This window comes from Variovorax humicola (assembly GCF_037889915.1).
Lineage (GTDB): Bacteria > Pseudomonadota > Gammaproteobacteria > Burkholderiales > Burkholderiaceae_C > Variovorax > Variovorax humicola.
The window spans coordinates 84,511-104,327 of the sequence record NZ_JBBKZV010000015.1 but is presented as its reverse complement, the minus strand read 5'-3'; the positions used below and the strand labels follow the sequence as shown (position 1 = coordinate 104,327).

Sequence of the window (19,817 nt, the reverse complement as noted above, 5' to 3'; positions counted from 1 at the left end):
GGCGGCCGCGGCAGACCGGTTAGAGCGCCTTCGCCAGCTTCATCAGCAGTTCCAGAAACGGAATCTGCAAGCTCGCCACCACGATGAATGGCAACGCCATCGGGACGGCGATGTACAACAGCGTCTTGCCACCGATGGGCACAAGCCGCATCTTCGAGACGGCCTCGTACATCGAGGCCGCGTCGGCGACAACGCCGATGCCCGGTGCTTCGAGGATCGTCTCGTCTTCCACGGTCTCGCCCAGTATCCAGCGCCGGTGCAGCAGTCGGCCTTGCCGGCCCACCAGCGCCGCATAGGCCGCCACCGCGTGCGAACGCGCGGCGAACAGGGTCGGCGCGAAAACCAGCAGCGGCAGCAACAGGTACACCGTCCACAACACCACGAACAGCAGCGCGGGCATCTTGAACGAATCGAGCTTTGCGCCATGAATGACGATCTCGTGCGCCCAGTGCGATGAAATCGTGGCCGAGAGCACGAAGGTCACCAGCGCAAATGCGCGCGGCAGCTTCGCGAGAAATCCCATGCCGCCGGTACGGTCGGGGTGGGCCGGCACAAGCGACAGGTCCAGCCTGCTGATGCGCCAGAAACACCAGGTGACCAGCAGAACCCGCCACACCCAGCCGAGCACCAGCGCAATGAAGATCGGGCGGGCCACGTAGGAAAACCACCATCCGCCAAAGCCGAGGTCGCCGTCAGCAGCCACGGCCCAATTCATCGCGTCGTCATGATTCGAAGGATGGTTGGTCACGGCCCACGTGAACGCGGCGCCCAGCACCACGATCCATGGCATGGTCCCGTCACGCGCCCGGCGTACTTCGGCGATCAGGCTGTTGAAGGCGGAGCCCGGCCCGCTGGGGGCGATGCCGCTGAAGTGGAACTGCTGGACGATCTTCTGCAACATGGTCTGCACAGGGCCTTCGGCCAGGATCAGCAGCGGAATCGCCAGCAGGCAGCGGACATGAACGCCGTAGTGCTGCAGCAGCGACTCGCTCGGGTCGATGTTGCCGAGGCGGCGGCTGGTGACCGTCCAGATGACGATCGGCAACCAGGCCAACAACGCCAGGAACACGGCACGGCGGACAGTGCCCAACTCATTGGGCGGGACCAGACGCAACCGGTGCAGCCAGCGCACCGGCATCTCGTTGTCCATGGGTGAAAGCGTCGGCGCGGAACTCTCTGGAGGCATCGTCATCCCTTGTCTTCCCTTGTGGTGATTTTTCCGGCCAGACTATAAGCGCGGAAGGACACCTCCAGAAGTGACAAGAAAATCGTGCTGATGCCGGCGTGGCCTCATGTGCCGGGTGCGGTGCTTCGGGTGGTCGTCGTCGACGCGGCGTCGCTTGAATCCTGCAACTGCGAAACCTCGTCCGTGTACTCGGGGCCGAAGCGAAGTCTCGTATACCGCGCGTTGCGGCGCTGTGCCTCCGCGCTGGCCGGGTCGTACTCGTTGCGGGTCGTGTAGTCGGTCAGGCGCGCGCGGATCGCCATGTGCGTGTCTGCCGCCACCTCGGCGCGCTGGGTGTAACCCGCATGGACGCCCGCCGAGGCCGCAGTGCCGGCCCAGGCTTCGGACGCCGCTTGCGGCTGCGCCAGGAAGCTGTTCAGTTCGGATACGACGTCGGCACGATTGACGGCGCCTCCGGCCGTCGAAATCGGCGGCCCCACCCACTGTTCTGCCGGGGCGGGCTGGGCGGATGACGCGGTGCCGCTGGCCGCGAGCGCCGCCGAAAGTGCGATTTGCCTGCCATTCATATCGAGGGTCCTCAACTGCGGTGTGCGGACTGCGGGATCGCGCCCATCACGCTATGCAGTCTGGAATCTGGCGGCCTGACGCGATGTGCGCTGGCGCACAGGTTTGCGCAACTCGCGGCCGGGCGCGCAGAATGACAGACCCCCCGACGATCATGGACCCGCCGCTTCGCTCCAGCCTGGCATTGCGCACGCTGCCGCTGTTCGCCGGCCTTTCCGACGCGCGGCTCGAGCAACTGGCGCAGCAATGCCAGTGGCAGAACCTTTCGGCGCACCAGCCCCTGCTGCTGCGCTCCGATCCGCCACGCGATGTCTACTTCCTGCTCACGGGCCGGCTGCGCGTGACGATTTATTCGGCCAACGGCCGCCAGGTGAGCTTTCGCGATTCGGTCAAGGGCGACTGGTTCGGCGACATGGCCGCCATCGACGGCGAGCCGCGCTCGGCCGACGTCGTGACGCTGGAGACCAGCACCGTGGCGAGCCTCGGCAGTGCCGCGTTCATGGCGCTGCTGCGCGAGGAGCCGATCGTTGCCGAGCGCGAGATGCGCCACCTCGCGACGCTGGTGCGGCAACTGTCGCAACGCGTGATCGAACTGAGCACGCTGGGTGTGCAGAACCGGCTGCACGCCGAGTTGCTGCGCATGGCGCACGCGGAAGGCGTGGTCGACAATGTCGCGAGGCTCGACCCCGCGCCGCTTCACGAGGCGCTGGCCAGCCGGATCAGCACCAACCGCGAGCAGGTCACGCGCGAGTTGACCCATCTCGCCCGCGATGGCGTCATCGGAAAAGACGGCAAGGCGATGGTGCTGCGCGACGTCGCGCGGTTGAGCCGGATGGTGCAGGCGTGCGGAGCCGGATAGGCCGCACGCACCCTTCCAACAGGGCTACTTGCCGAGTTGCAGCTTGCCTACGATATCCACATAAAACGCGTTCTCGCGCTCGAGCACCGCGCGGAACTTGTCGCCATCCTCGTTGACCAGGCCGAGAAATTGGCGCGTGAAGAATTCACGATACGCCGGGTCCTGCACGGCCTTGTCGACGACCTTGCGCAACGTGGCCATCACGTCGGGCGGTGTCGCCTTCGGCACGGCCAGCGCCCGCCACGTTCCCAGTTGCAGGTCGATGTTGCGCTCCTTGAAGGTCGGCACCTGGGCAAAGTCCTTCAGGCGCTTGTCCGACATCACGGCCAGCATCTTCAGCTTGCCGCCCTGCACGTGCACGCCAACTTCGCCGGTGGTGGCAAACGTGGCGTCGACCTGGCCGCCCAACAGGCCGACGACGGCCGGCCCTGCGCCGATGTAGGGAACGTTGTTGAACTCCAGGTTGGCTTTCTTTTCAAGCGCGACCGCGGCCAGATGGTAGGTGGCGCCTACCCCCGAGTTCGAGACGGTCGTCTTGCCGGGCTGGTTTCGCACATGGGCCAGGAATTGCTCGAGCGTGCTCCAGGGCGCATCCGCCTTGACGACCAGTGCGATCGGGTCGGCGTTGATGCGGGCCACGTAGTTGAAGTCCTGCCATTGGGTCTTGCCGATGCCCTGCAGGTAAGCCAGCGAAACCTCCGGCGTCACCAGCGTGAGCTTGTAGCCGTCGGGCTTGGCGTTGGCGCCTTCGGTGTGGCCGATCGAGCCGGAGGCGCCCGGCCGGTTCACCACGATCACCGGCTGTGGCAGGTTGCGGCCGGCCACGTCGGCAAAGGCGCGGGCCACGGCATCGCTGCCGCCACCGACGGCCCAGGGAACGATCAATTCGACGGGCCGCGTCGGGTAGTCCGCTGCCTGGCTGCTCATGGCAATTGCCAGCAGGCCGGTGGCGCAGACTGCGCGTCGGGTGAAGCGGGGCAACGTGCCGAAAGCTCTGGATGTCATGGGTACTCTCCGTGGGTTGGTGTTGCTTGCAGCGACGTGGCTGCGCCGAAGAACGCGGCGACCAGTGCTGCCTGGTTTTCGAGCAGGTGTCGCCCGAGATGGATGCGATGCCCGCGTGCCTCGGCTGCGGCGAGCAGTGGCGTGCGCTCAGGCTTCATGACCAGGTCGGCGACGATGGCATCCGGCCGCAGCTTGTCGATCGCAAATGGCAGCGGGTCGCCCTCGGCCATGCCGCAGGGTGTGGCGTTGATCGCGAGGTCGTGTTCGGCGTCGGCGACCCCGCCTTGGCTGACGTGCAGGCGCGGGTGGATTGCACGCAGCTGCTCGGCGAGTTCATGCTGGCGATGCAATTGCGAATCGACCAGTCGAATTGCAGCGATGCCTGCGCCGGCCATGGCGTGCGCCACGGCCTTGCCCGCGCCGCCGCACCCCGTGAGGAACACCCGCCAGTTTGCGCTGCAAAGTCCTTGCGCATGCAGGCCTGCCACGAAGCCGGCGCCGTCATACATCTCGCCTTCCCAGCGTCCGTCCGCAAGCCTGCGCATGCAGTTGACCGCACCGACCGCTTGCGCATGGGCGCCCAGCAGGTCGAGGTGTTCCAGGATTGCCACCTTGTGCGGCACCGTGACGACGATGCCATCGAGGTTGGCGAAAGCCTTCAGGCCGGCGATTGCGACGGGGAGCCGGGCGCTTGGTATTTGCAGCGGGACCAGCACGGCGTTGACTCCGAGGTCGACAAAAAGCTGGTTGAAGAGCGCCGGTGACTTCGCCTGCGCGATCGGGTCTCCGACGATGGCGAACAGGCGCGTGTCGCCGGTGATCGGCGCGTTGGATGGTTTCATGCGCAGGCCTCGCTGCAATCGATCGGAACGAAATTGCGCGTTGCCGAGGATTCGATCAACGCTTCGATCAGGCGGTGCACCGCAAGGCCGGCTGTTCCATCGGCCGCGGGGGCGCGCCGCTCGCGGATCGCTTCCACGAAATCGGCGAGGAGGGCGCGGTGCGGCGCGTGTCCGAATGCCATGGGCTGTGCGCCGGCACCCGTCGCCGAGGGCTCGCCGCACCGCTCTTCGCGCCCGTCCATCCATTGCACGCGCAGTTCGCCGGCGCTTAGCGTGGCGCTCGCCAGCGTACCTCCGAGTTCGATGCGCTCGGCAAAGCCGGGGAACGCGGTCGTTGTCGCAATCAGGCTTGCCAACGTGCCATTGCGCATGCGCAGCGTGCCGCAGACGACGTCTTCGCATTCCATGCGGTGCGCCGCGCTGGTCGTGCACAACGCCGCGACTTCGTCGACGGGTCCAACGAGGTCGAGGAACAGGTCGAGGGTGTGGATCGCCTGCGTCAACAGTACGCCACCGCCATCGCGTGCGCGCGTGCCCCGACCGGGCGCATCGTAGTAGCTTTGCGGCCGCCACCAGCGCACGTCCACCAGCGCATGCGTCAGCGTGCCGAGCGCGCCGTCCGCCAGCAGTTGCTTGAGATGCCGGGCTGCCGGCCGCATCCGGTGCTGGAACACGACGCCGAGCGTCACGCCGTGCGCTCGACACACGTCGACCACTGCGCGTGCGCGTGCGATGTCGATGTCCAATGGCTTTTCGAGCAGCACGTGGATGCCCCGCGCCGCCAGACGCTCGACGATCTCAAGATGGGTGTTCGGCGGCGTGAGAACCAGCGCCGCACCGACGCTCGGGTCCGCGAGCACTTCTTCGATCGATGTGGTGGCGCGGGCGTCGGCGAACAATGCGGCCTGCGCGTTGGCGCGTCCGATGTCGCGGCCCACGATCCACGCGACGCAGATCTGGCCGGCGAGTTCGGCGAGGCTGTCGCAATGCGGCCGCCATGCGAGGCCGGTGCCGAACACCGCGATCTTCAGACTGGACTGCATGCGCGCAACCCTCGCTGACAAGACTTCTTCATCACGAATCCCTTGAAGGCAAGAACGTTGCCTGTTGATCCGGATATTACTAACTAGTTAGATACTTGAGATCGGGAATTACCCGGATGCTGTGTATGGGGCGCAGTGGGGCACACTCTTCGCGACGCCGAGGGAAGCGCCGGTGGCGTGAGCCGCGGGAAGGCGCACGAGGCGATGCCTTCCCCGACGACCCGAAGAGGAAATGGGACATGAAATCCGACAAGGGCTACACGTTGCATCAAGTCGAAAACGGCGTCCCCGTGAAGATGTGGACCCGCGGGGTGCCGGTCGAAGCCGAGGCGCAAAGGCAACTCGAGAACGCTGCGCGCCTGCCTATCGTGTTCAGGCACGTGGCGGCCATGCCCGACGTGCACTACGGTATCGGTGCCACGGTGGGATCGGTGATCCCGACCTTCAAGGCCATCATCCCGGCCGCGGTCGGCGTGGACATCGGTTGCGGAATGATGGCCTGCAAGAACACGCTCCACGCACGCGACCTGCCCGACAACCTCGGGCCGCTGCGTTCGGCCATCGAGAAGGCCGTGCCGCACGGCTCCAACCCCAGGCGGATGGGCCGCGACAAGGGCTCGTGGGAAACGCCGCCCGGCGAGACCGACGTGGCCTGGGCGAAGCTGGTGGATGAGTTCGACCTCCTTTGCGAGAACTATCCGCGCCTGAAGGCCACCAACAACCACAAGCACCTGGGAACGCTGGGTGGAGGCAACCACTTCATCGAGGTCTGTCTCGACGAGGCAGGGGCCGTGTGGTTCATGCTGCACTCGGGCTCGCGTGGTGTGGGCAATGCCATCGGCACCCATTTCATCGAGCTCGCGAAAAAGGATGCCGAACTGCACCAGCGCAACCTGCCCGACCAGGACCTGTCGTATTTCGAGGAAGGCGCGCAGCACTTCGGCGACTACGTGCAGGCGGTGGGCTGGGCGCAGAAATTCGCGCGTGCCAATCGCGAGGTCATGATGCAGCGCGTGGTCGCGGCCGTGCGCAAGGTCATTGCCAAACCCTTCGATGCACAGGTGGAGGCAGTCAATTGCCACCACAACTACGTGAGCCGTGAAACGCACTTCGGCGAAAACGTGTTCGTCACGCGCAAGGGCGCGGTGAGCGCCAGGCTCGGCGAACTCGGGATCATCCCCGGCAGCATGGGCGCAAGGAGCTTCATCGTGCGCGGCAAGGGCAACCCCGAAAGCTTCATGAGCTGCAGCCACGGCGCCGGGCGCGCGATGAGCCGCACCAGGGCCAGGAAGCTGTTCACCGTCGCCGACCAGATCGCCGCGACCCAGGGCGTCGAATGCCGCAAGGACGCCGACGTGATCGACGAGATCCCGATGGCCTACAAGGACATCGACGCAGTGATGGATGCGCAGAAGGACCTGGTGGAGGTGGTGCACACGCTGAAGCAGGTGGTGTGCGTGAAAGGGTAGGGGCCGGACTACGGCCTGCATGTGAAAATCGGTCGCTTGCAGTTCACGCCGATCACCGACCCGCATTTCTATGCCGCTGCCGTACCGGCAGTGCTGTTGCTCGGCATCAGCAAGAGCGGATTCGGAGCCGGCTTCGGTTCGCTGGCGGTGCCGCTGATGGCGCTGGCCGTGACGGTGCCCGAAGCGGCCGCGATCCTGATGCCGGTGCTGCTCTTGATGGACCTGCTCGGCATCGCCGCGTTCCGGCGCGACTTCGATCGACGGCTGCTGGCATTTCTCGTTCCCTGCGGGCTGCTTGGCACGCTGATCGGTGCGCTGCTGTTTCGCACGCTACCGGCGCACACGGTCGCCGGCATCGTCGGGCTGTTCACGCTGCTGTTCCTGGCGCAGCGGCTGTTGTTTCCGCCGCGGGCCGACACGGCGCCGCCGTCACGCCTCGCGGGCGGCGTGCTGACGACGATCTCGGGCTTCACCAGCTTCATCGCGCACGCGGGTGGCCCGCCGGTCAATGCCTATGTCATGCCGTTGCGGCTCGCCCCCGTGGTGTTCACCGCGACGATGGCGTACTTCTTCTTCATCGTGAACCTGAGCAAGTGGGTGCCGTACGCCTGGCTCGGGCTGCTCGACTGGCGCAACCTTGCGACCTCATTGGTGCTGTTGCCATTGGCGCCATGCGGCGTGTGGATGGGTGTGCGCATCGCGCGCCGCATCAGTGCGACCTGGTTCTATCGCATGCTGTACCTCGGCATGTTGTTGACCGGGCTCAAACTGGCGTGGGACGGCTTCATTGCTTGAACCTGAAAATCACAAACAGACAAGGGCACGACATGACGACCACTTCTTCCAGACGCCTCACCATCCTCACCGGCGCATCGCGCGGCCTCGGGCGCGCCATGGCGCACCAGCTGCTGCAGCCCGGTGCGACGCTGGTCTGCATCTCGCGGCACGTCGATCCCACGCTGGCGGAAGCGGCCCGCGCCGCCGGTGTGGTGCTGGAGCAATGGCAGCAGGATCTGGCCAATTCGGTTGTCGCCGCGGAACGGCTCGCCGCATGGCTGCAAGCCGTCGACCCGTCACGCTTCGAGCGCGCAACGCTCATCAACAACGCCGGCACTGTCGGCCACCCAAGGCCGCTGGCCGATGGCGTGATTGCCGAACTGGCGCAGGCCCTGCGCGTCGGGCTCGGTGCGCCGGTGCTGCTGACCAGCGCTTTTCTCGGTGCCACGCGCGACTGGCCGGGCCGGCGCGAAGTGCTCAACATTTCGTCGGGCCTGGGCCGCAACGCAATGGCCAGCCAGGCGCCGTATTGCGCGGCCAAGGCGGGCATGGACCACTTGTCGCGGGCCGTGGCGCTGGAGGAGGCGGCGCGACCGAATGGCGCGAGGATCGTGTCGCTGGCGCCGGGCGTGATCGACACCGACATGCAGGTCACGCTACGCAGCACCGTAGCCGAAGACTTTCCCGACCGCGAGCGCTTCGTGCAATTGAAGGCGCAAGGCTTGCTGGACTCGCCCGAGACCGCCGCCGCGAAAGTGCTGGGCTATCTGGATCGGGCTGACTTCGGGAGCAAGCCGGTGGCGGATGTGCGGGACATTTGATTTGCGCCGCATCGCCCCTACAGATAGATCTTCTGCAGCAGCTTGATCAAGGTCTCGCGTTCACGCGCAGTGAGCTTGGCGCTCGCATCCAGTTCCAGTTGCGTCACGGTCTGTTCGGCTTCGCGCACCAGCTTCTTGCCGGCGGCAGTCAGGTGCAGGCCGACGGCACGGCCGTCGCGCGGATGCGGCCGACGCTCGATGAGGCCGCGGCTGTCCATCGTGGCCACCAGGCTCACCAGGTTGGGCGGAAGGATGTCGAGCGTGGCGCAGAGCTGGCGCGACGTCGCGCCGGGGTTGTGCGCCAGAAGGGACAGCACCGAGAAATCCACCTGCTTGAGCCCGTACACCGCCATGCGTTCGGCAAAAACCGAGCTGATGACGATCCACGCACGGCGTGTGTTGTAGCCGACCAGGGCATCGAGTACTTGAGTGTCAAGGCGGTCCGACCGGGGGGCGGCCGGAGCGGATTCGGAAGGGGATGTGCGTGGCGTCGCCATGGGGTGAGCGTAGCGGATGTATCGGGTAGCGGGAATCCGGAGTCGGTGCGTCAGGCCACTGGCTGTGCCTGTGAATTCGCCTGTGCCTGCGCCGTCACGGTCTCGCATGCCCGCTTGACGATGCCCAGCCGCATGTCGAACTCGGGCAACGAATGGCGGCGGAAGGCGGCGGCCGGAACCGACCAGCGTGATGTATCAGGCTCGCCCGACGCGGCCACGTCGATGCGCGCCCAGGCCCAGGCCATCAGCGTGAGCATGACCACGCGCAGGTAGTCGTCGGCCACTTCGTACGGCAGCGCCGGGTCGGCGTGCGAGGCCATCGCGACCGTCGTCGTGAGGTAGCGAAGTTGCGCCAACCGGCGCTGCGCATCCGCATCGGTGTCGCGCGATGCTTCAAGTTCGTCGCGCAGTTCGATGAGCAGCTTGCCCATGCCGGCGCCGCCGTCGGGCAGTACCTTGCGCACCAGCAGGTCGATTGCCTGGATCTCGTTGGTGCCTTCGTAGAGCATCGACACGCGCGCGTCGCGCACGATCTGCTCGACACCCCATTCGCGAACATAGCCGTGGCCGCCGAACACCTGCAGGCACGCGCTTGCGCCGTCGAACCCCTGCTGCGTGCAGGCGGCCTTGAGCACCGGCGTGATGAGCGAGCACCAGCGCTGCGCTCGCTCGCGTTCGGCGCCGTCGGTGGTGTGCTTCGCGACGTCGAGCATCAGGGCCGTGCGGTACGCCAGCACGCGTGCGCCGTCGATCCAGCCCCGTTGTGTGTCGAGGATGCGCCGCATCGCGGGGTGCTCGATGATCAGGTCGGCCGCATCGTTCGGGCCCCGGCTTGGCGGCACTTGCGGCGCGCGCATCTGCCGGCGCTCACGCGCATAGGCATCGGCCTTTTGCCAGGCCGCATCGAGCAGGCCGATGCCTTGCAGGGCGGTGAGCAGGCGCGCCGAGTTCATCATCACGAACATCGCCTGGAGTCCGCGGCCCGGCTCGCCGATGAGCCAGCCCGTGGCCTCGTCGAAACGCATCTGGCAGGTGGGGCTGGCGTGCAGGCCCATCTTCTCCTCGATGCGCTCGCAGTGAACCGCGTTGCGTGCGCCATCAGGCAACATCCTGGGCGCGAGCACGAGCGACAGGCCCTTCGGCCCGGCCGGTGAGCCCGGCACCCGGCAGAGCACCAGATGCACGATGTTGTCACTCAGGTCGTGCTCTCCGCCCGAGATGAAGATCTTGCTGCCGCTCACCCGGAAGCTGCCGTCGGCCTGCGGCAGGGCTTGCGTGCGCACCTGGCCCAGGTCGCTGCCGGCATGCGCTTCGCTGAGGCACATGGTCGCCAGCCATTCGCCGCTGGCGAGCTTCGGCAGGTAGCGTTGCTTCAGTTCATCGCTGCCGTGGTGCTTGATGCATTCATATGCGCCGTGCAGCAGGCCCGGCGCCATGTTGAATCCCTGGTTCGACGCACTGAGCCATTCCGAGACGATGGCCGCCATCAGCGATGGCAGGCCCTGACCCCCATCTTCCGGCGCAGCGGACAACGCGGGCCAGCCTGCCTGCCAGAGCGCGCGGTAGGCCTCGCGAAAGCCCGGCGGCGAAGTGACTTCGCCCTTGTCGAATCGGCAACCGGCTTCGTCGCCGATGCGGTTCAGTGGCGCAATGACCCCGCCGACAAAGCGGGCCGCCTCGTCGAGCAACTGCGATTGCAATGATTCGTCGAACTCGGCAAATGGCGCGAGGGCCTGCAGCTTCGCCGTGGTGCCGAGCACGGCGTCGAGCACGAAGCGTTGGTCTTGCGGTCGAGGTTGGTAGCCCATGGATGTTGTCTCCGATTTCAGTTGCTCAAACGCGCTTCGCGCGACCCGCGACAGATGAAACCGGCGCCATCAAATTCCAGGGATACCGCGGAACCGGCTTTGCCGGGCCGTTGGTATCGCCCCCTTGAGGGGCTTGAGGGGGAGGCGCCGCAGGCGATTCGGGGAGGGCTCATCCTGGTCTGTTCGTGGGCACCCGCGGAACCGGCTTTGCCGGGCCGCTGGGTGCGCCCCCTCGAGGGGGAGGCGCCGCAGGCGCATCGGGGGTGGGTCATCTCCACCGCGGAACCGGCTTTGCCGGGCCGCTGGGTGCGCCCCCTCGAGGGGGGGCGCCGCAGGCGCATCGGGGGTGGGTCATTTCATGCCTTTGCGGTACCCAGGTAGGTGTCGATGACACGCGAGTCACCGGCCAATTCGCGCGCCGGTCCTTCGACGCTGACGCTGCCCGTTTCCAGCACATAGCCGTGGTCGGCCACCTCCAGTGCGGCGCGTGCGTTCTGTTCGACCAGCAGGATGGTCACGCCGGTCTTGCGCAGCGCGTTCACGGTGCGAAAGATCTCCTGAACCACGAGCGGCGCCAGGCCGAGGCTGGGCTCGTCGAGCATCAGCAGCGTGGGGCGCGACATCAACGCGCGGCCGACCGCCAGCATCTGGCGCTCGCCGCCCGATAGCGTGCCGGCCAGTTGCGCGCGCCGTTCCTTCAGGCGCGGGAACAGCGTGTAGACCTGCTCGATCTGCTCACGCCACTGGCGGTTGCGCAGCCGCACCTGGCGGAACGCGCCGAGCACGAGGTTGTCTTCCACGGGCATCGTGCTGAACAGCTCGCGCTTCTCGGGCACGAGGGCAATGCCGAGCATCACGCGCTCCTCCAGCGAGAGAGTGCTGATGTCGTGGCCCTGGAACTCGATCGCGCCCTTCGATGGCAATACACCCATCAGTGCATTCAGCAACGTGGACTTGCCGGCGCCATTGGGCCCGATCACGGTGATGACGCTGCCCAGGCCGGCTTGCAGGTCGATGCCGTGCAGCACCTCGGCACGGCCGTAGCCGGCGTGCAGGTTCCTGATCTGCAAAAGCGGTGTGCTCATCTCAGTGCTCCATGGCGCTGGTGCGCATTCCGCGACGCAAAGATCGAAGACGAGCGCGGCGAAGTCTGTTCGTGGGCACCCGCGGAACCGGCTTTGCCGGGCCGCCGGGTGTGCCCCCTCGAGGGGCTCGAGGGGAGGCGCCGCAGGCGCTTCGGGGGTGGGTCATGTCAATGTTCCGTGCCTAGATACGCGGCGCGCACCTTCGGGCTTTGCTGCACCTCGGCCGGCGTGCCCTCCATGAGGTGCGTGCCGAACTCCATCACCACGATGTGGTCGCAGATGTCCATCACCAGGCCCATGTCGTGCTCCACAAGCAGGATGCTCATGCCCTCGGCTGTGAGGCTGCGCAGCACGTCGGCCAGCGCCTCCTTTTCCTTGTGGCGAAGGCCGGCCGCGGGCTCGTCGAGCAGCAGCAGGGCCGGGTCGGCGCACAGGGCGCGTGCGATCTCCAGCAAGCGCTGCTGCCCCATCGCAAGGTTGCCCGCTTGCTCATGCAGCAGATCGCCCATGCCGACGCGCTGCAATTGACGCTCGGCCTCGCGCAGCAATTGGCGTTCCTCGGGGCGGTCGATGCGCAGCATGGCCGAGATCGCGCCCTTGTGCCCGCGCAGGTGCGCGCCCAGCGCGACGTTCTCGAGCACCGTCATGTCCGGCACCATCTTCACGTGCTGGAAGGTGCGCGACACGCCGCGCTCCGCGATGCGACGCGACGACAGCCCGCCGATCGCCTCGCCACGAAACCGCACCGCACCGCTCGTCTTGTCCAGCACGCCGGTGATGAGGTTGAAGGTGGTCGATTTGCCCGCGCCATTCGGCCCGATCAACCCGACGATCTGCCCGGCCCGGATGCTGAAGCTGATGTCGTTCACCGCGACCAGCCCGCCGAACACCTTGCGGATCGCCTGCACCTCGAGCACCACCTCGCCATGCGCCGGCTTGAGGCGCGTCGGTAGCGGCGCGGCGTCGCGCCAGTCGACCGCGCGAGGCTGGCGCGGCAGCCTGCGGTCGACGAACGACCATACGCCGTCGGGCAGGTACTTCAGCACCAGCACGATCAGGATGCCGAACACGATCAGCTCATAGCTCCCGGCCGTGCCGATCAGCTTCGGCAGCATTACCTGCAACTGGTCTTCCATCAGCTTGACGATGCCGGCCCCGGCGATTGCACCCCAGACATGCGACGCGCCGCCGAGCACCGTCATGAACAGGTACTCGATGCCCATGCGGATACCGAACGGCGAGGGGTTTACCGTGCGCTGGAGATGCGCGAACAGCCAGCCCGACACGGATGCCAGCAGCGCGGCCAGCACGAAGATGCCGACCTTGTGGCGGAAGGTATCGACGCCCATGGCCTCGGCCATCTGCGAGCCGCCGGCGAGCGCGCGGATGGCGCGGCCGCTGCGCGAATCGAGCAGGCGCAACAGCGCCAGCGCGCCCAGCATCACCAGCGACCACACCACCACATAAAACACGCGCTGCTGTCCCAGCTCGAAGCCGAACACGGAAAGCCCCTTGACGCCCAGGATGCCGTCGTACTTGCCGAGGGCATCGACGTTGCCCATCAGGTAGTAAAGCGACAGCGCCCAGGCGATCGTCGCCAGCGGCAAGTAGTGCCCCGACATCCGCAGCGTGATGCCGCCGATGACCGCGGCGCTGACGCCCGTGAGCGCCAGGCCGATGAACAGCGTGAGCCATGGCGACACACCCAGGTTTACCGTGAGGTAGGCCGTGGTGTAGGCGCCGATGCCCACGAACGCGGCCTGTCCGAAGGACGTGAGCCCCGCCACGCCGGTCAGCAACACCAGCCCCAGCACCGGCAACGCGTAGATGCCGATGTAGTTGAGCTGCAGGATCCAGAAGTTGGGCAGCGGCAGCAGCGGCAGTGCCACGATCAGCGCCAACAGCGCGGGCAATCCCCAGCGCCGCAGCGCGCTCGGGCGTTCTTGCACCAGCGGGACAGCGGAGGTCGATTGCGCGGCGTCCATCTCAATGTTCCTCGGAGCCGGCGCGCAGCGAGCGCCACATGAGCACGGGCAGCACGATGGTGAACACGATCACCTCCTTGAACGAGCTCGCCCAGAACGAGCCGAAAGACTCGATCACGCCCACCGCCAGCGCACCCACCAGCGCGCCCGGATAGCTCGCCAGCCCGGCGATCACGCCGGCCACGAAGCCCTTGAGTCCGATCAGGAAGCCCGAGTCGAAGAACACCGTCGTGGTCGGCCCGATCAGCAACCCCGACAGCGCGCCGATCAGCGCCGCCATCGCAAACGTGAGCTGCCCCGCCGCCTGCGTGGAAATGCCCATCAGCCGCGCGCCCAGCCGGTTGACGGCCGTGGCACGCAATGCCTTGCCATACAGGCTGCGCTCGAAGAACAGCCACAGCAGCACGATCAACGCAGCCGACGCGGCAAAGATGATGAGCGCCTGCCCGCTCACGGCAAGCGGCCCCAGCGCAAGGCGCTCGTCCCAGAAAGGCGGGTTGCGAAAACCTTCCGCACCGAAGAACAACAGTCCCAGCCCGGTCATCGCAAAGTGCACGCCGACCGAGACGATCAGCAGCACCAGCGAACTCGCACCCGCGAGCGACTGGTACGCCACGCGATACACCAGCGGTCCGAACGCGGTCACGATCAATACCGTCAGCACCGCCTGCAGCGGCAGCGGCAAGTTGCGCGGCCCGGCCCAGGCTGCAACGGCGCAGACCACGGCCGGCGGCACGAAGGTGCGCAACGCCGCGACGACCGCGGCGCCCATGCGGCCGCGATGCCGCCAGGTCGCCACCAGTTCCATCAGCGCCGCGACCCCGGCCAGGATCAACAGCAGCCACACCGTGCCCGGCACCTTGCCGGTCTGGAAGATCGCCAGCGTGAGCGCGCCGTACGCCACGAACTCGCCCTGCGGAATGAAGATGACGCGCGTGACGGTGAACACCAGCACGATGCCCACGCCCAGCAGGGCGTAGATCGCACCGTTGGTGAGGCCGTCCAGCGCCAGGATGCCGGCGATCGAGAAGTCCATGAAGGTGTTGCCTACTGGTCGACCTTGAACTGGCCGTTCACCACTTTCAGGATCACACCCGTCTCATTGGTGTAGCCCCAGTGGTTGTCCGGCGTCCAGTTCAGGATGCCGTGGGCCAGCACCGTGCGGCCCATCGTCTCGAAGGCATCGCGCAGGGCGGAGCGGAATTCAGGCGTGCCCGGCTTGGCCTTCTTCAGCGCGACCGGCACCGCCTTCTCGAGCACCGTGAGCGCGTCGGCACTGTGGCCGGCAAACTGGTTGCGCGAGCCCACGCCGTAGGTCTTCTCGTAGGTCGTCACGAAGTCCACCGCCATCTTTTTCGACGGGTGGCTTTCGGGCAACTGCTCGGCCACCGTGGCCGGACCCGACACCACATAGGCGCCTTCGGCATCCTTGCCGGCGACGCGCATCAGATCCTGCGTGGCCGCCGCGTGCGTCTGGTAGACCTTGCCCTTGAAGCCGCGTTCCATCACCGCCTTCTGCGGCATGCCGGCGCCGCTGCCGGAGGCCACGATGAGGATCGCGTCCGGGTTCGCCGACGTGATCTTCAGCACCTGCCCGGTGACGCTGGTGTCGGCGCGCGCGAATCGTTCTGTCGCGACGATCTTGATGCCGTTCTTCTCGCCCTCGGCCGTCAGCGCCTTCAGCCACGCCTCGCCGTACGCATCGGTGTAGCCCAGGAAGCCCACCGTCTTCACGCCGTGTTCCTTCATGTGCTTTGCCACGGCGAAGGCCATCACGTCGGTGGACTGCGGCATGCGGAAGAACCACTTGTCCTTGCCCGGCGGCAGCACGGCCGGCGAGGTCGCGAGCTGGGGCGTGGCCGCTTCGGCCGTCACGTCCGCCATCGGAATGGCGACCGGCGTGGCGCTCGAGCCGACGATCACGTCGACCTTGTCGTCGGTGACGAGGCGCTGCGTGTCCTTCACGCCGGTGGTAGGGTCGCTCGCATCGTCGAGCACGATCAGCTTGACCGTTTCGCCGCCGATCGTCTTCGGCCAGATCATGATGCCGTTCTTTACCGGAATGCCCAGGCCCGACGCCGGCCCGGTGAGCGGCTGCACCACGCCGATGGTGAGATCGGCATGCGCGCTGCCCAGCGCGGCGAAGGCGAGTGAAACGGCCAATGCGATCTTGCTGAATTTCATGTCTTGTTCCTTGGGTCGGTTGTTGTCGCGAAGCAAAAGCGGTTGTCGTCGTCAGCGCGGCGCCATGCGCAGCGCGCCGTCGATGCGGATCACCTCGCCGTTGAGGTGGCCGTTGGTCACGATATGGCAGGCCAGCTCCGCGAACTCTGAGGGTTTGCCCAGGCGAGGCGGGAACGGAATCGATGCGGCCAGCGATTGCTGCACCGGTTCGGGCAACTCCATCAGCAACGGCGTGGCGAACAGGCCCGGCGCGATAGTGCAGACGCGAATGCCGTGCTGTGCCAGATCGCGTGCCATCGGCAGTGTCATGCCGACCAGCCCGCCCTTGGACGCGCTGTAGGCCTGCTGGCCGACCTGGCCGTCGAAGGCGGCGACGGAGGCGGTGAACAGCATCACGCCTTTCTCGCCGCCGTCCAGCGCGTCGAGTTTGGCGCACGCCGCGGCAAACAGGCGCGCCATGTTGTAGCCGCCGATGAGGTTGACGTTGACCACGCGCACGAAGTCTTCGAGCGGCGCGGGGTTGCCGTCCTTGCCGACGATGCGCTTCGCGCTGCCGATGCCGGCGACGTTCATCAGGATGCGCGCCGGGCCGTGCGCGGCGGCGGCGCGCTCGATGGCGGCGGTCACGCTGGCGGTGTCGGTGATGTCGCAGGCGCAGGCCACGGCGCGGCCGTCGCCGGATTTTTCGTTGATGTCCTGCGCGACCTTTTCTGCGAGTTCCGCGTTGCGGTCGAGCACGGCGACCTTTGCGCCGAGGCGCGCGAGTTCACGTGCGGTCGCTTCACCGAGCCCCGACGCGCCGCCTGTGACGAGTGCCGCTTGTCCTTCGATCTTCATTGGTATGTCTCCATGGGAATTGCCTATCGGGGCTTCAATGTGCTCGGCAGCGTGTCGGCATGCAGCGCATCGACGAGCGCGGCACGGTGCTTGAGCACCGCGCGCTGGTTGATCGAGCCCTTGTCGGTGATCTCGCCCTTGTCGATCGAAGGCGGCTCGTCGACGAGCCAGGCGCGCGCGAGGCGGTTGGCGCTGCCGGTGCTGCTGGCGGCCAGCGTGTCCAGCACCTGCTGGAAGTGCGCCCGCACCGGCGCGCTGTCGAGTACTTCGCGCATCGTGGCATCGGGCGAAAGGCCGGCCAGATGGCGCACCGCCTGCGTCGGGAACACCAGTGCGCCGACTTCCTTGAGGTTGATGCCTGTCAGCACCACGTCCTGGATGTACGGTGCGCCCTCAGCGATGATCTTCGCGCGCATCGGCCCGACACTGACGAAAGTGCCGGTCGCGAGCTTGAAGTCCTCGGCGATTCGTCCGTCGAAGCGCAAGCCGCGATGGATGTTCGATTCGTCGATCCACTTCACCGCATCGCCGGTCGAGAAGAACCCTTCTTCGTCGAAGGCCTCGGCCGTCGCCTCGGGCGCGCGCCAATAGCCTGGCGTGATGTTGGGCCCGCGATAGCGAACCTCGGTCTTGCCGTCGATGTCGACCAGCTTGAGCTCGATGCCTGCAGCCGGCAGTCCGAGATCGCCCGACTGCACATCCGGCCCGGTGACGTACAGCGCAAACGGACCCGATTCGGTCATGCCCAGCCCGGTGCCCATCACGATGCGCTCGCCCACCTCGGCCTCCTGCGTGCGATGCAGGCTGTCCCATATCGGCTGCGACAACGCGGCGCCGGCGTAGAAGAACATCTTCACGCGCGACAGCAGGTTCTTGCGCAGCACCGGGTCGCTTTCCATCGCATTCGCAATGGCCTCGAAGCCGGTCGGCACGTTGAAGTAGACGGTCGGTGCGATCTCGCGCAGGTTGCGCAGCGTCTCGGCCATGCCGGCCGGCGTCGGCTTGCCATCGTCGATGTAGAGCGTGCCGCCGTTGTCCAGCACGAGGCCGAAGTTGTGGTTGCCGCCGAAGGTGTGGTTCCAGGGCAGCCAGTCGACCAGCACCGGCGGCTCCTCGCCCAGCACCGGCATCGACTGGCGCATCTGCTGCTGGTTGGCGCACCACATGCGCTGCGTGTTGATGACGGCCTTGGGCAGCTTGGTCGAGCCCGAGGTAAACAGGAACTTGGTGATGGTGTCGGGGCCGGTCGCGGCCAGCGCGGCATCGACCGCCGGCGTCGCGGGCGTCGCGGCGAGGTCGGCGAACGATGTGGTCGCGCGGCTGTCGAGCGTGCCTTGCGCAAGCACCACCTCCACGGCGGCCGGCACCACGGCCTCGATGGCGCGTGCGTAGCGCTTGGCATCGGCCGCGAAGACAAGGCCCGGAGTCAAAGTGTCCAGCACATGGCGCAGCTTGTCGAAATCCTGGCTCACGATGGAATAGGGCGGCGATACGGGGCAATAGGGCACGCCTGCATATAGGCAGCCGAGCGCAAGCAACGCGTGCTCGATGCCGTTCTCGCTGAGGATCGCCACCGGCCGCTCGGCGCTCAGGCCGCGGTCGATCACCACTTGAGCGATGTTGCGCGCCTTGTGCAATACCTCGGCATAGGTCACGCGCATCCAGTCGCCGGTGCTGCCATCGGGCAGGCGTTCGCGCCGCGCGATGCAGGTGCGCTCAGGTGCGACCGTGGCCCAGTGCGCCAGGCGGTCGGTCATGCGGCCGACATACGGCGCGAGCGGCGTCTCCGCTTTCAGGTAGCGCACCCCCGGAGCGCCTTCGGTCAAGACGCCGCGGGTGATGCCGAAGGCGAGGGCGCGGTAGCGGGGGCTAGTCGTTGCCATGTCAGTGCTCCACGACGCAGGGCGTCGTCCGCAACGTTGGAAACCGGGACGAGCACCGCGAAGTCTGTTCCTGGGCACCCGCGGAACCGGCTTTGCCGCTTCGGGGGTGTTTCATCTCTTTACCTTGTCGGCGCGGCCTTCGAGGAAAGCTCGCACGCGCTCCTTGGCGTCCGGTGCCGCCTGTGCGATGCCGGAGATCAAGGCTTCGGTGAAGAAGCCGTGGTCCGCGGGCTGCTCCGCGATGCGCGGCAGCGCGTGCATCAGCGCGTAGTTGGTGAGCGGCGCGTTCTGCGCCACGCGTTGCGCCAGTTCGAGTGCCTTGTCGAATGCGGTGCCTTCTGGCACGAGGTACTGCGCGAAGCCCGCGCGCTCGCCATCCTCCGCGTTGTAGACGCGGCCGGTCAGCATCATGTCGGTCATGCGCGCCGCGCCGATCAGCTTGGGAATGCGAACCGATCCACCACCGCCCACGAAGATGCCGCGCGAGCCTTCGGGCAATGCATAGAACGTGGTGCTGTCTGCCACGCGGATGTGACAGGCGCTGGCCAGTTCCAGGCCGCCGCCCACCACCGCGCCGTGCAGCGCTGCAATCACCGGCACCGGCCCGTACTGCACGCGCTCCAGCGCCGCGTGCCACATGCGCGAATGGTGCAGGCCCTGGCCCGCATCGCGCTCCTTCAACTCGCTCAGGTCGAGCCCCGCGCAGAAGTGCGGGCCTTCGCCATCAATGACGGCAGCGCGCACCGTGTCCGGCAGGTTCTCGAACGCATCGCGCAGCGCGAGGATCAATCCGTCCGACAGCGCGTTGCGCTTGGCGGCGCGGGTCAGGCGAAGGATGGCGACGGTGTCGCGAAGCTCGATGTGGAGATCGGGGTGGTTCATGATTGCGTTCCGGTGTGTCTTCGATTATGGTTATTGAAAATAACCAATTCAAGGCCGCATCGGGCGGCTGGCGTCGGTACTTACCCGAAC

At 66.8% G+C, this 19,817-nt stretch carries 18 protein-coding genes; 4 read left to right on the top strand and 14 right to left on the bottom strand.

Annotated features, from left to right (window positions below):
- Nucleotides 1-19: 19 nt before the first annotated feature.
- Entirely contained in the window at nt 20-1,192 is a 1,173-nt protein-coding gene (locus tag WKW80_RS22030; RefSeq protein ID WP_340365701.1) for a hypothetical protein, read from the bottom strand.
- 98 nt (nt 1,193-1,290) lie between these two features.
- Entirely contained in the window at nt 1,291-1,752 is a 462-nt protein-coding gene (locus tag WKW80_RS22025; RefSeq protein ID WP_340365700.1) for a hypothetical protein, read from the bottom strand.
- Nucleotides 1,753-1,904: 152 nt separating this feature from the next.
- Between WKW80_RS22025 and WKW80_RS22020 the strand changes: the two genes are divergently transcribed.
- Nucleotides 1,905-2,609: a Crp/Fnr family transcriptional regulator gene (locus tag WKW80_RS22020; RefSeq protein ID WP_340365699.1), complete on the top strand. Its 705-nt coding sequence runs from the start codon at nt 1,905-1,907 to the stop codon at nt 2,607-2,609.
- A gap of 24 nt (nt 2,610-2,633) precedes the next feature.
- On the opposite strand, the gene WKW80_RS22015 is transcribed toward WKW80_RS22020, so the two are convergent.
- The 3 genes from WKW80_RS22015 to WKW80_RS22005 are packed head-to-tail and all read right to left on the bottom strand — an operon-like array spanning nt 2,634 to nt 5,499.
- Nucleotides 2,634-3,614, bottom strand: coding sequence for a tripartite tricarboxylate transporter substrate binding protein (locus tag WKW80_RS22015; protein WP_340365698.1), 981 nt, complete (start codon nt 3,612-3,614; stop codon nt 2,634-2,636).
- Nucleotides 3,611-4,456, bottom strand: coding sequence for a shikimate dehydrogenase family protein (locus WKW80_RS22010; protein ID WP_340365697.1), 846 nt, complete (start codon nt 4,454-4,456; stop codon nt 3,611-3,613). The genes WKW80_RS22015 and WKW80_RS22010 overlap by 4 nt, the downstream gene beginning before the upstream one ends.
- Nucleotides 4,453-5,499, bottom strand: coding sequence for a Gfo/Idh/MocA family protein (locus tag WKW80_RS22005; RefSeq protein ID WP_340365696.1), 1,047 nt, complete (start codon nt 5,497-5,499; stop codon nt 4,453-4,455). Before WKW80_RS22005 ends, WKW80_RS22010 begins: the two co-directional genes overlap by 4 nt.
- A gap of 239 nt (nt 5,500-5,738) precedes the next feature.
- Here WKW80_RS22005 and WKW80_RS22000 point away from each other — a divergent pair, with 239 nt between their 5' ends.
- Genes WKW80_RS22000 through WKW80_RS21990 form a run of 3 tightly spaced genes read left to right on the top strand, consistent with a single transcriptional unit; the run spans nt 5,739 to nt 8,566 of the window.
- Complete coding sequence (locus WKW80_RS22000) at nt 5,739-6,968, top strand: RtcB family protein (RefSeq protein ID WP_340365695.1); 1,230 nt, start codon at nt 5,739-5,741, stop codon at nt 6,966-6,968.
- A 36-nt stretch (nt 6,969-7,004) separates the two neighbouring features.
- Nucleotides 7,005-7,763: a sulfite exporter TauE/SafE family protein gene (locus WKW80_RS21995; protein WP_340365734.1), complete on the top strand. Its 759-nt coding sequence runs from the start codon at nt 7,005-7,007 to the stop codon at nt 7,761-7,763.
- Between the two features lie 32 nt (nt 7,764-7,795).
- The gene (locus tag WKW80_RS21990; RefSeq protein ID WP_340365694.1) at nt 7,796-8,566 is read left to right on the top strand and encodes an SDR family NAD(P)-dependent oxidoreductase; all 771 of its coding nucleotides are present in this window, start codon (nt 7,796-7,798) and stop codon (nt 8,564-8,566) included.
- A gap of 17 nt (nt 8,567-8,583) precedes the next feature.
- Here WKW80_RS21990 and WKW80_RS21985 read toward each other — a convergent pair whose 3' ends face one another.
- The 9 genes from WKW80_RS21985 to WKW80_RS21945 all read right to left on the bottom strand — a co-directional run bounded on the left by WKW80_RS21985 (nt 8,584) and on the right by WKW80_RS21945 (nt 19,727).
- Nucleotides 8,584-9,063 carry a MarR family winged helix-turn-helix transcriptional regulator gene (locus WKW80_RS21985; RefSeq protein WP_340365693.1) on the bottom strand — a complete coding sequence of 160 codons (480 nt, stop codon included), beginning with the start codon at nt 9,061-9,063 and terminating at the stop codon, nt 8,584-8,586.
- 50 nt (nt 9,064-9,113) lie between these two features.
- Nucleotides 9,114-10,871, bottom strand: a complete 1,758-nt coding sequence (locus tag WKW80_RS21980; protein ID WP_340365692.1) for an acyl-CoA dehydrogenase family protein — start codon at nt 10,869-10,871, stop codon at nt 9,114-9,116.
- Nucleotides 10,872-11,227: 356 nt separating this feature from the next.
- A complete protein-coding gene (locus WKW80_RS21975; protein WP_340365691.1) occupies nt 11,228-11,956 on the bottom strand; it encodes an ABC transporter ATP-binding protein in 729 nt (242 codons plus the stop codon).
- A 167-nt stretch (nt 11,957-12,123) separates the two neighbouring features.
- Nucleotides 12,124-13,941, bottom strand: a complete 1,818-nt coding sequence (locus tag WKW80_RS21970; RefSeq protein ID WP_340365690.1) for a branched-chain amino acid ABC transporter ATP-binding protein/permease — start codon at nt 13,939-13,941, stop codon at nt 12,124-12,126.
- Nucleotide 13,942: 1 nt separating this feature from the next.
- Nucleotides 13,943-14,977: a branched-chain amino acid ABC transporter permease gene (locus WKW80_RS21965; protein ID WP_340365689.1), complete on the bottom strand. Its 1,035-nt coding sequence runs from the start codon at nt 14,975-14,977 to the stop codon at nt 13,943-13,945.
- A gap of 11 nt (nt 14,978-14,988) precedes the next feature.
- Nucleotides 14,989-16,125 (bottom strand): ABC transporter substrate-binding protein, encoded by a 1,137-nt coding sequence (locus WKW80_RS21960; protein WP_340365688.1) that lies wholly within the window; start codon nt 16,123-16,125, stop codon nt 14,989-14,991.
- Between the two features lie 51 nt (nt 16,126-16,176).
- Complete coding sequence (locus WKW80_RS21955) at nt 16,177-16,962, bottom strand: SDR family NAD(P)-dependent oxidoreductase (RefSeq protein WP_340365687.1); 786 nt, start codon at nt 16,960-16,962, stop codon at nt 16,177-16,179.
- Nucleotides 16,963-16,985: 23 nt separating this feature from the next.
- Complete coding sequence (locus WKW80_RS21950; protein ID WP_340365686.1) at nt 16,986-18,845, bottom strand: feruloyl-CoA synthase; 1,860 nt, start codon at nt 18,843-18,845, stop codon at nt 16,986-16,988.
- Nucleotides 18,846-18,956: 111 nt separating this feature from the next.
- Nucleotides 18,957-19,727: a crotonase/enoyl-CoA hydratase family protein gene (locus WKW80_RS21945; protein ID WP_340365685.1), complete on the bottom strand. Its 771-nt coding sequence runs from the start codon at nt 19,725-19,727 to the stop codon at nt 18,957-18,959.
- Nucleotides 19,728-19,817 lie beyond the last annotated feature (90 nt).

Coding starts and splice junctions, on each gene's coding strand:
- WKW80_RS22015 (WP_340365698.1), bottom strand. CDS start 3,614: ATGACATCCAGAGCTTTCGGCACGTTGCCCCGCTTCACCCGACGCGCA.
- WKW80_RS22010 (WP_340365697.1), bottom strand. CDS start 4,456: ATGAAACCATCCAACGCGCCGATCACCGGCGACACGCGCCTGTTCGCC.
- WKW80_RS22025 (WP_340365700.1), bottom strand. CDS start 1,752: ATGAATGGCAGGCAAATCGCACTTTCGGCGGCGCTCGCGGCCAGCGGC.
- WKW80_RS21965 (WP_340365689.1), bottom strand. CDS start 14,977: ATGGACTTCTCGATCGCCGGCATCCTGGCGCTGGACGGCCTCACCAAC.
- WKW80_RS21975 (WP_340365691.1), bottom strand. CDS start 11,956: ATGAGCACACCGCTTTTGCAGATCAGGAACCTGCACGCCGGCTACGGC.
- WKW80_RS21960 (WP_340365688.1), bottom strand. CDS start 16,125: ATGAAATTCAGCAAGATCGCATTGGCCGTTTCACTCGCCTTCGCCGCG.
- WKW80_RS22030 (WP_340365701.1), bottom strand. CDS start 1,192: ATGACGATGCCTCCAGAGAGTTCCGCGCCGACGCTTTCACCCATGGAC.
- WKW80_RS21990 (WP_340365694.1), top strand. CDS start 7,796: ATGACGACCACTTCTTCCAGACGCCTCACCATCCTCACCGGCGCATCG.
- WKW80_RS21950 (WP_340365686.1), bottom strand. CDS start 18,845: ATGGCAACGACTAGCCCCCGCTACCGCGCCCTCGCCTTCGGCATCACC.
- WKW80_RS21945 (WP_340365685.1), bottom strand. CDS start 19,727: ATGAACCACCCCGATCTCCACATCGAGCTTCGCGACACCGTCGCCATC.
- WKW80_RS21985 (WP_340365693.1), bottom strand. CDS start 9,063: ATGGCGACGCCACGCACATCCCCTTCCGAATCCGCTCCGGCCGCCCCC.
- WKW80_RS22000 (WP_340365695.1), top strand. CDS start 5,739: ATGAAATCCGACAAGGGCTACACGTTGCATCAAGTCGAAAACGGCGTC.
- WKW80_RS22005 (WP_340365696.1), bottom strand. CDS start 5,499: ATGCAGTCCAGTCTGAAGATCGCGGTGTTCGGCACCGGCCTCGCATGG.
- WKW80_RS21980 (WP_340365692.1), bottom strand. CDS start 10,871: ATGGGCTACCAACCTCGACCGCAAGACCAACGCTTCGTGCTCGACGCC.
- WKW80_RS22020 (WP_340365699.1), top strand. CDS start 1,905: ATGGACCCGCCGCTTCGCTCCAGCCTGGCATTGCGCACGCTGCCGCTG.
- WKW80_RS21970 (WP_340365690.1), bottom strand. CDS start 13,941: ATGGACGCCGCGCAATCGACCTCCGCTGTCCCGCTGGTGCAAGAACGC.
- WKW80_RS21955 (WP_340365687.1), bottom strand. CDS start 16,962: ATGAAGATCGAAGGACAAGCGGCACTCGTCACAGGCGGCGCGTCGGGG.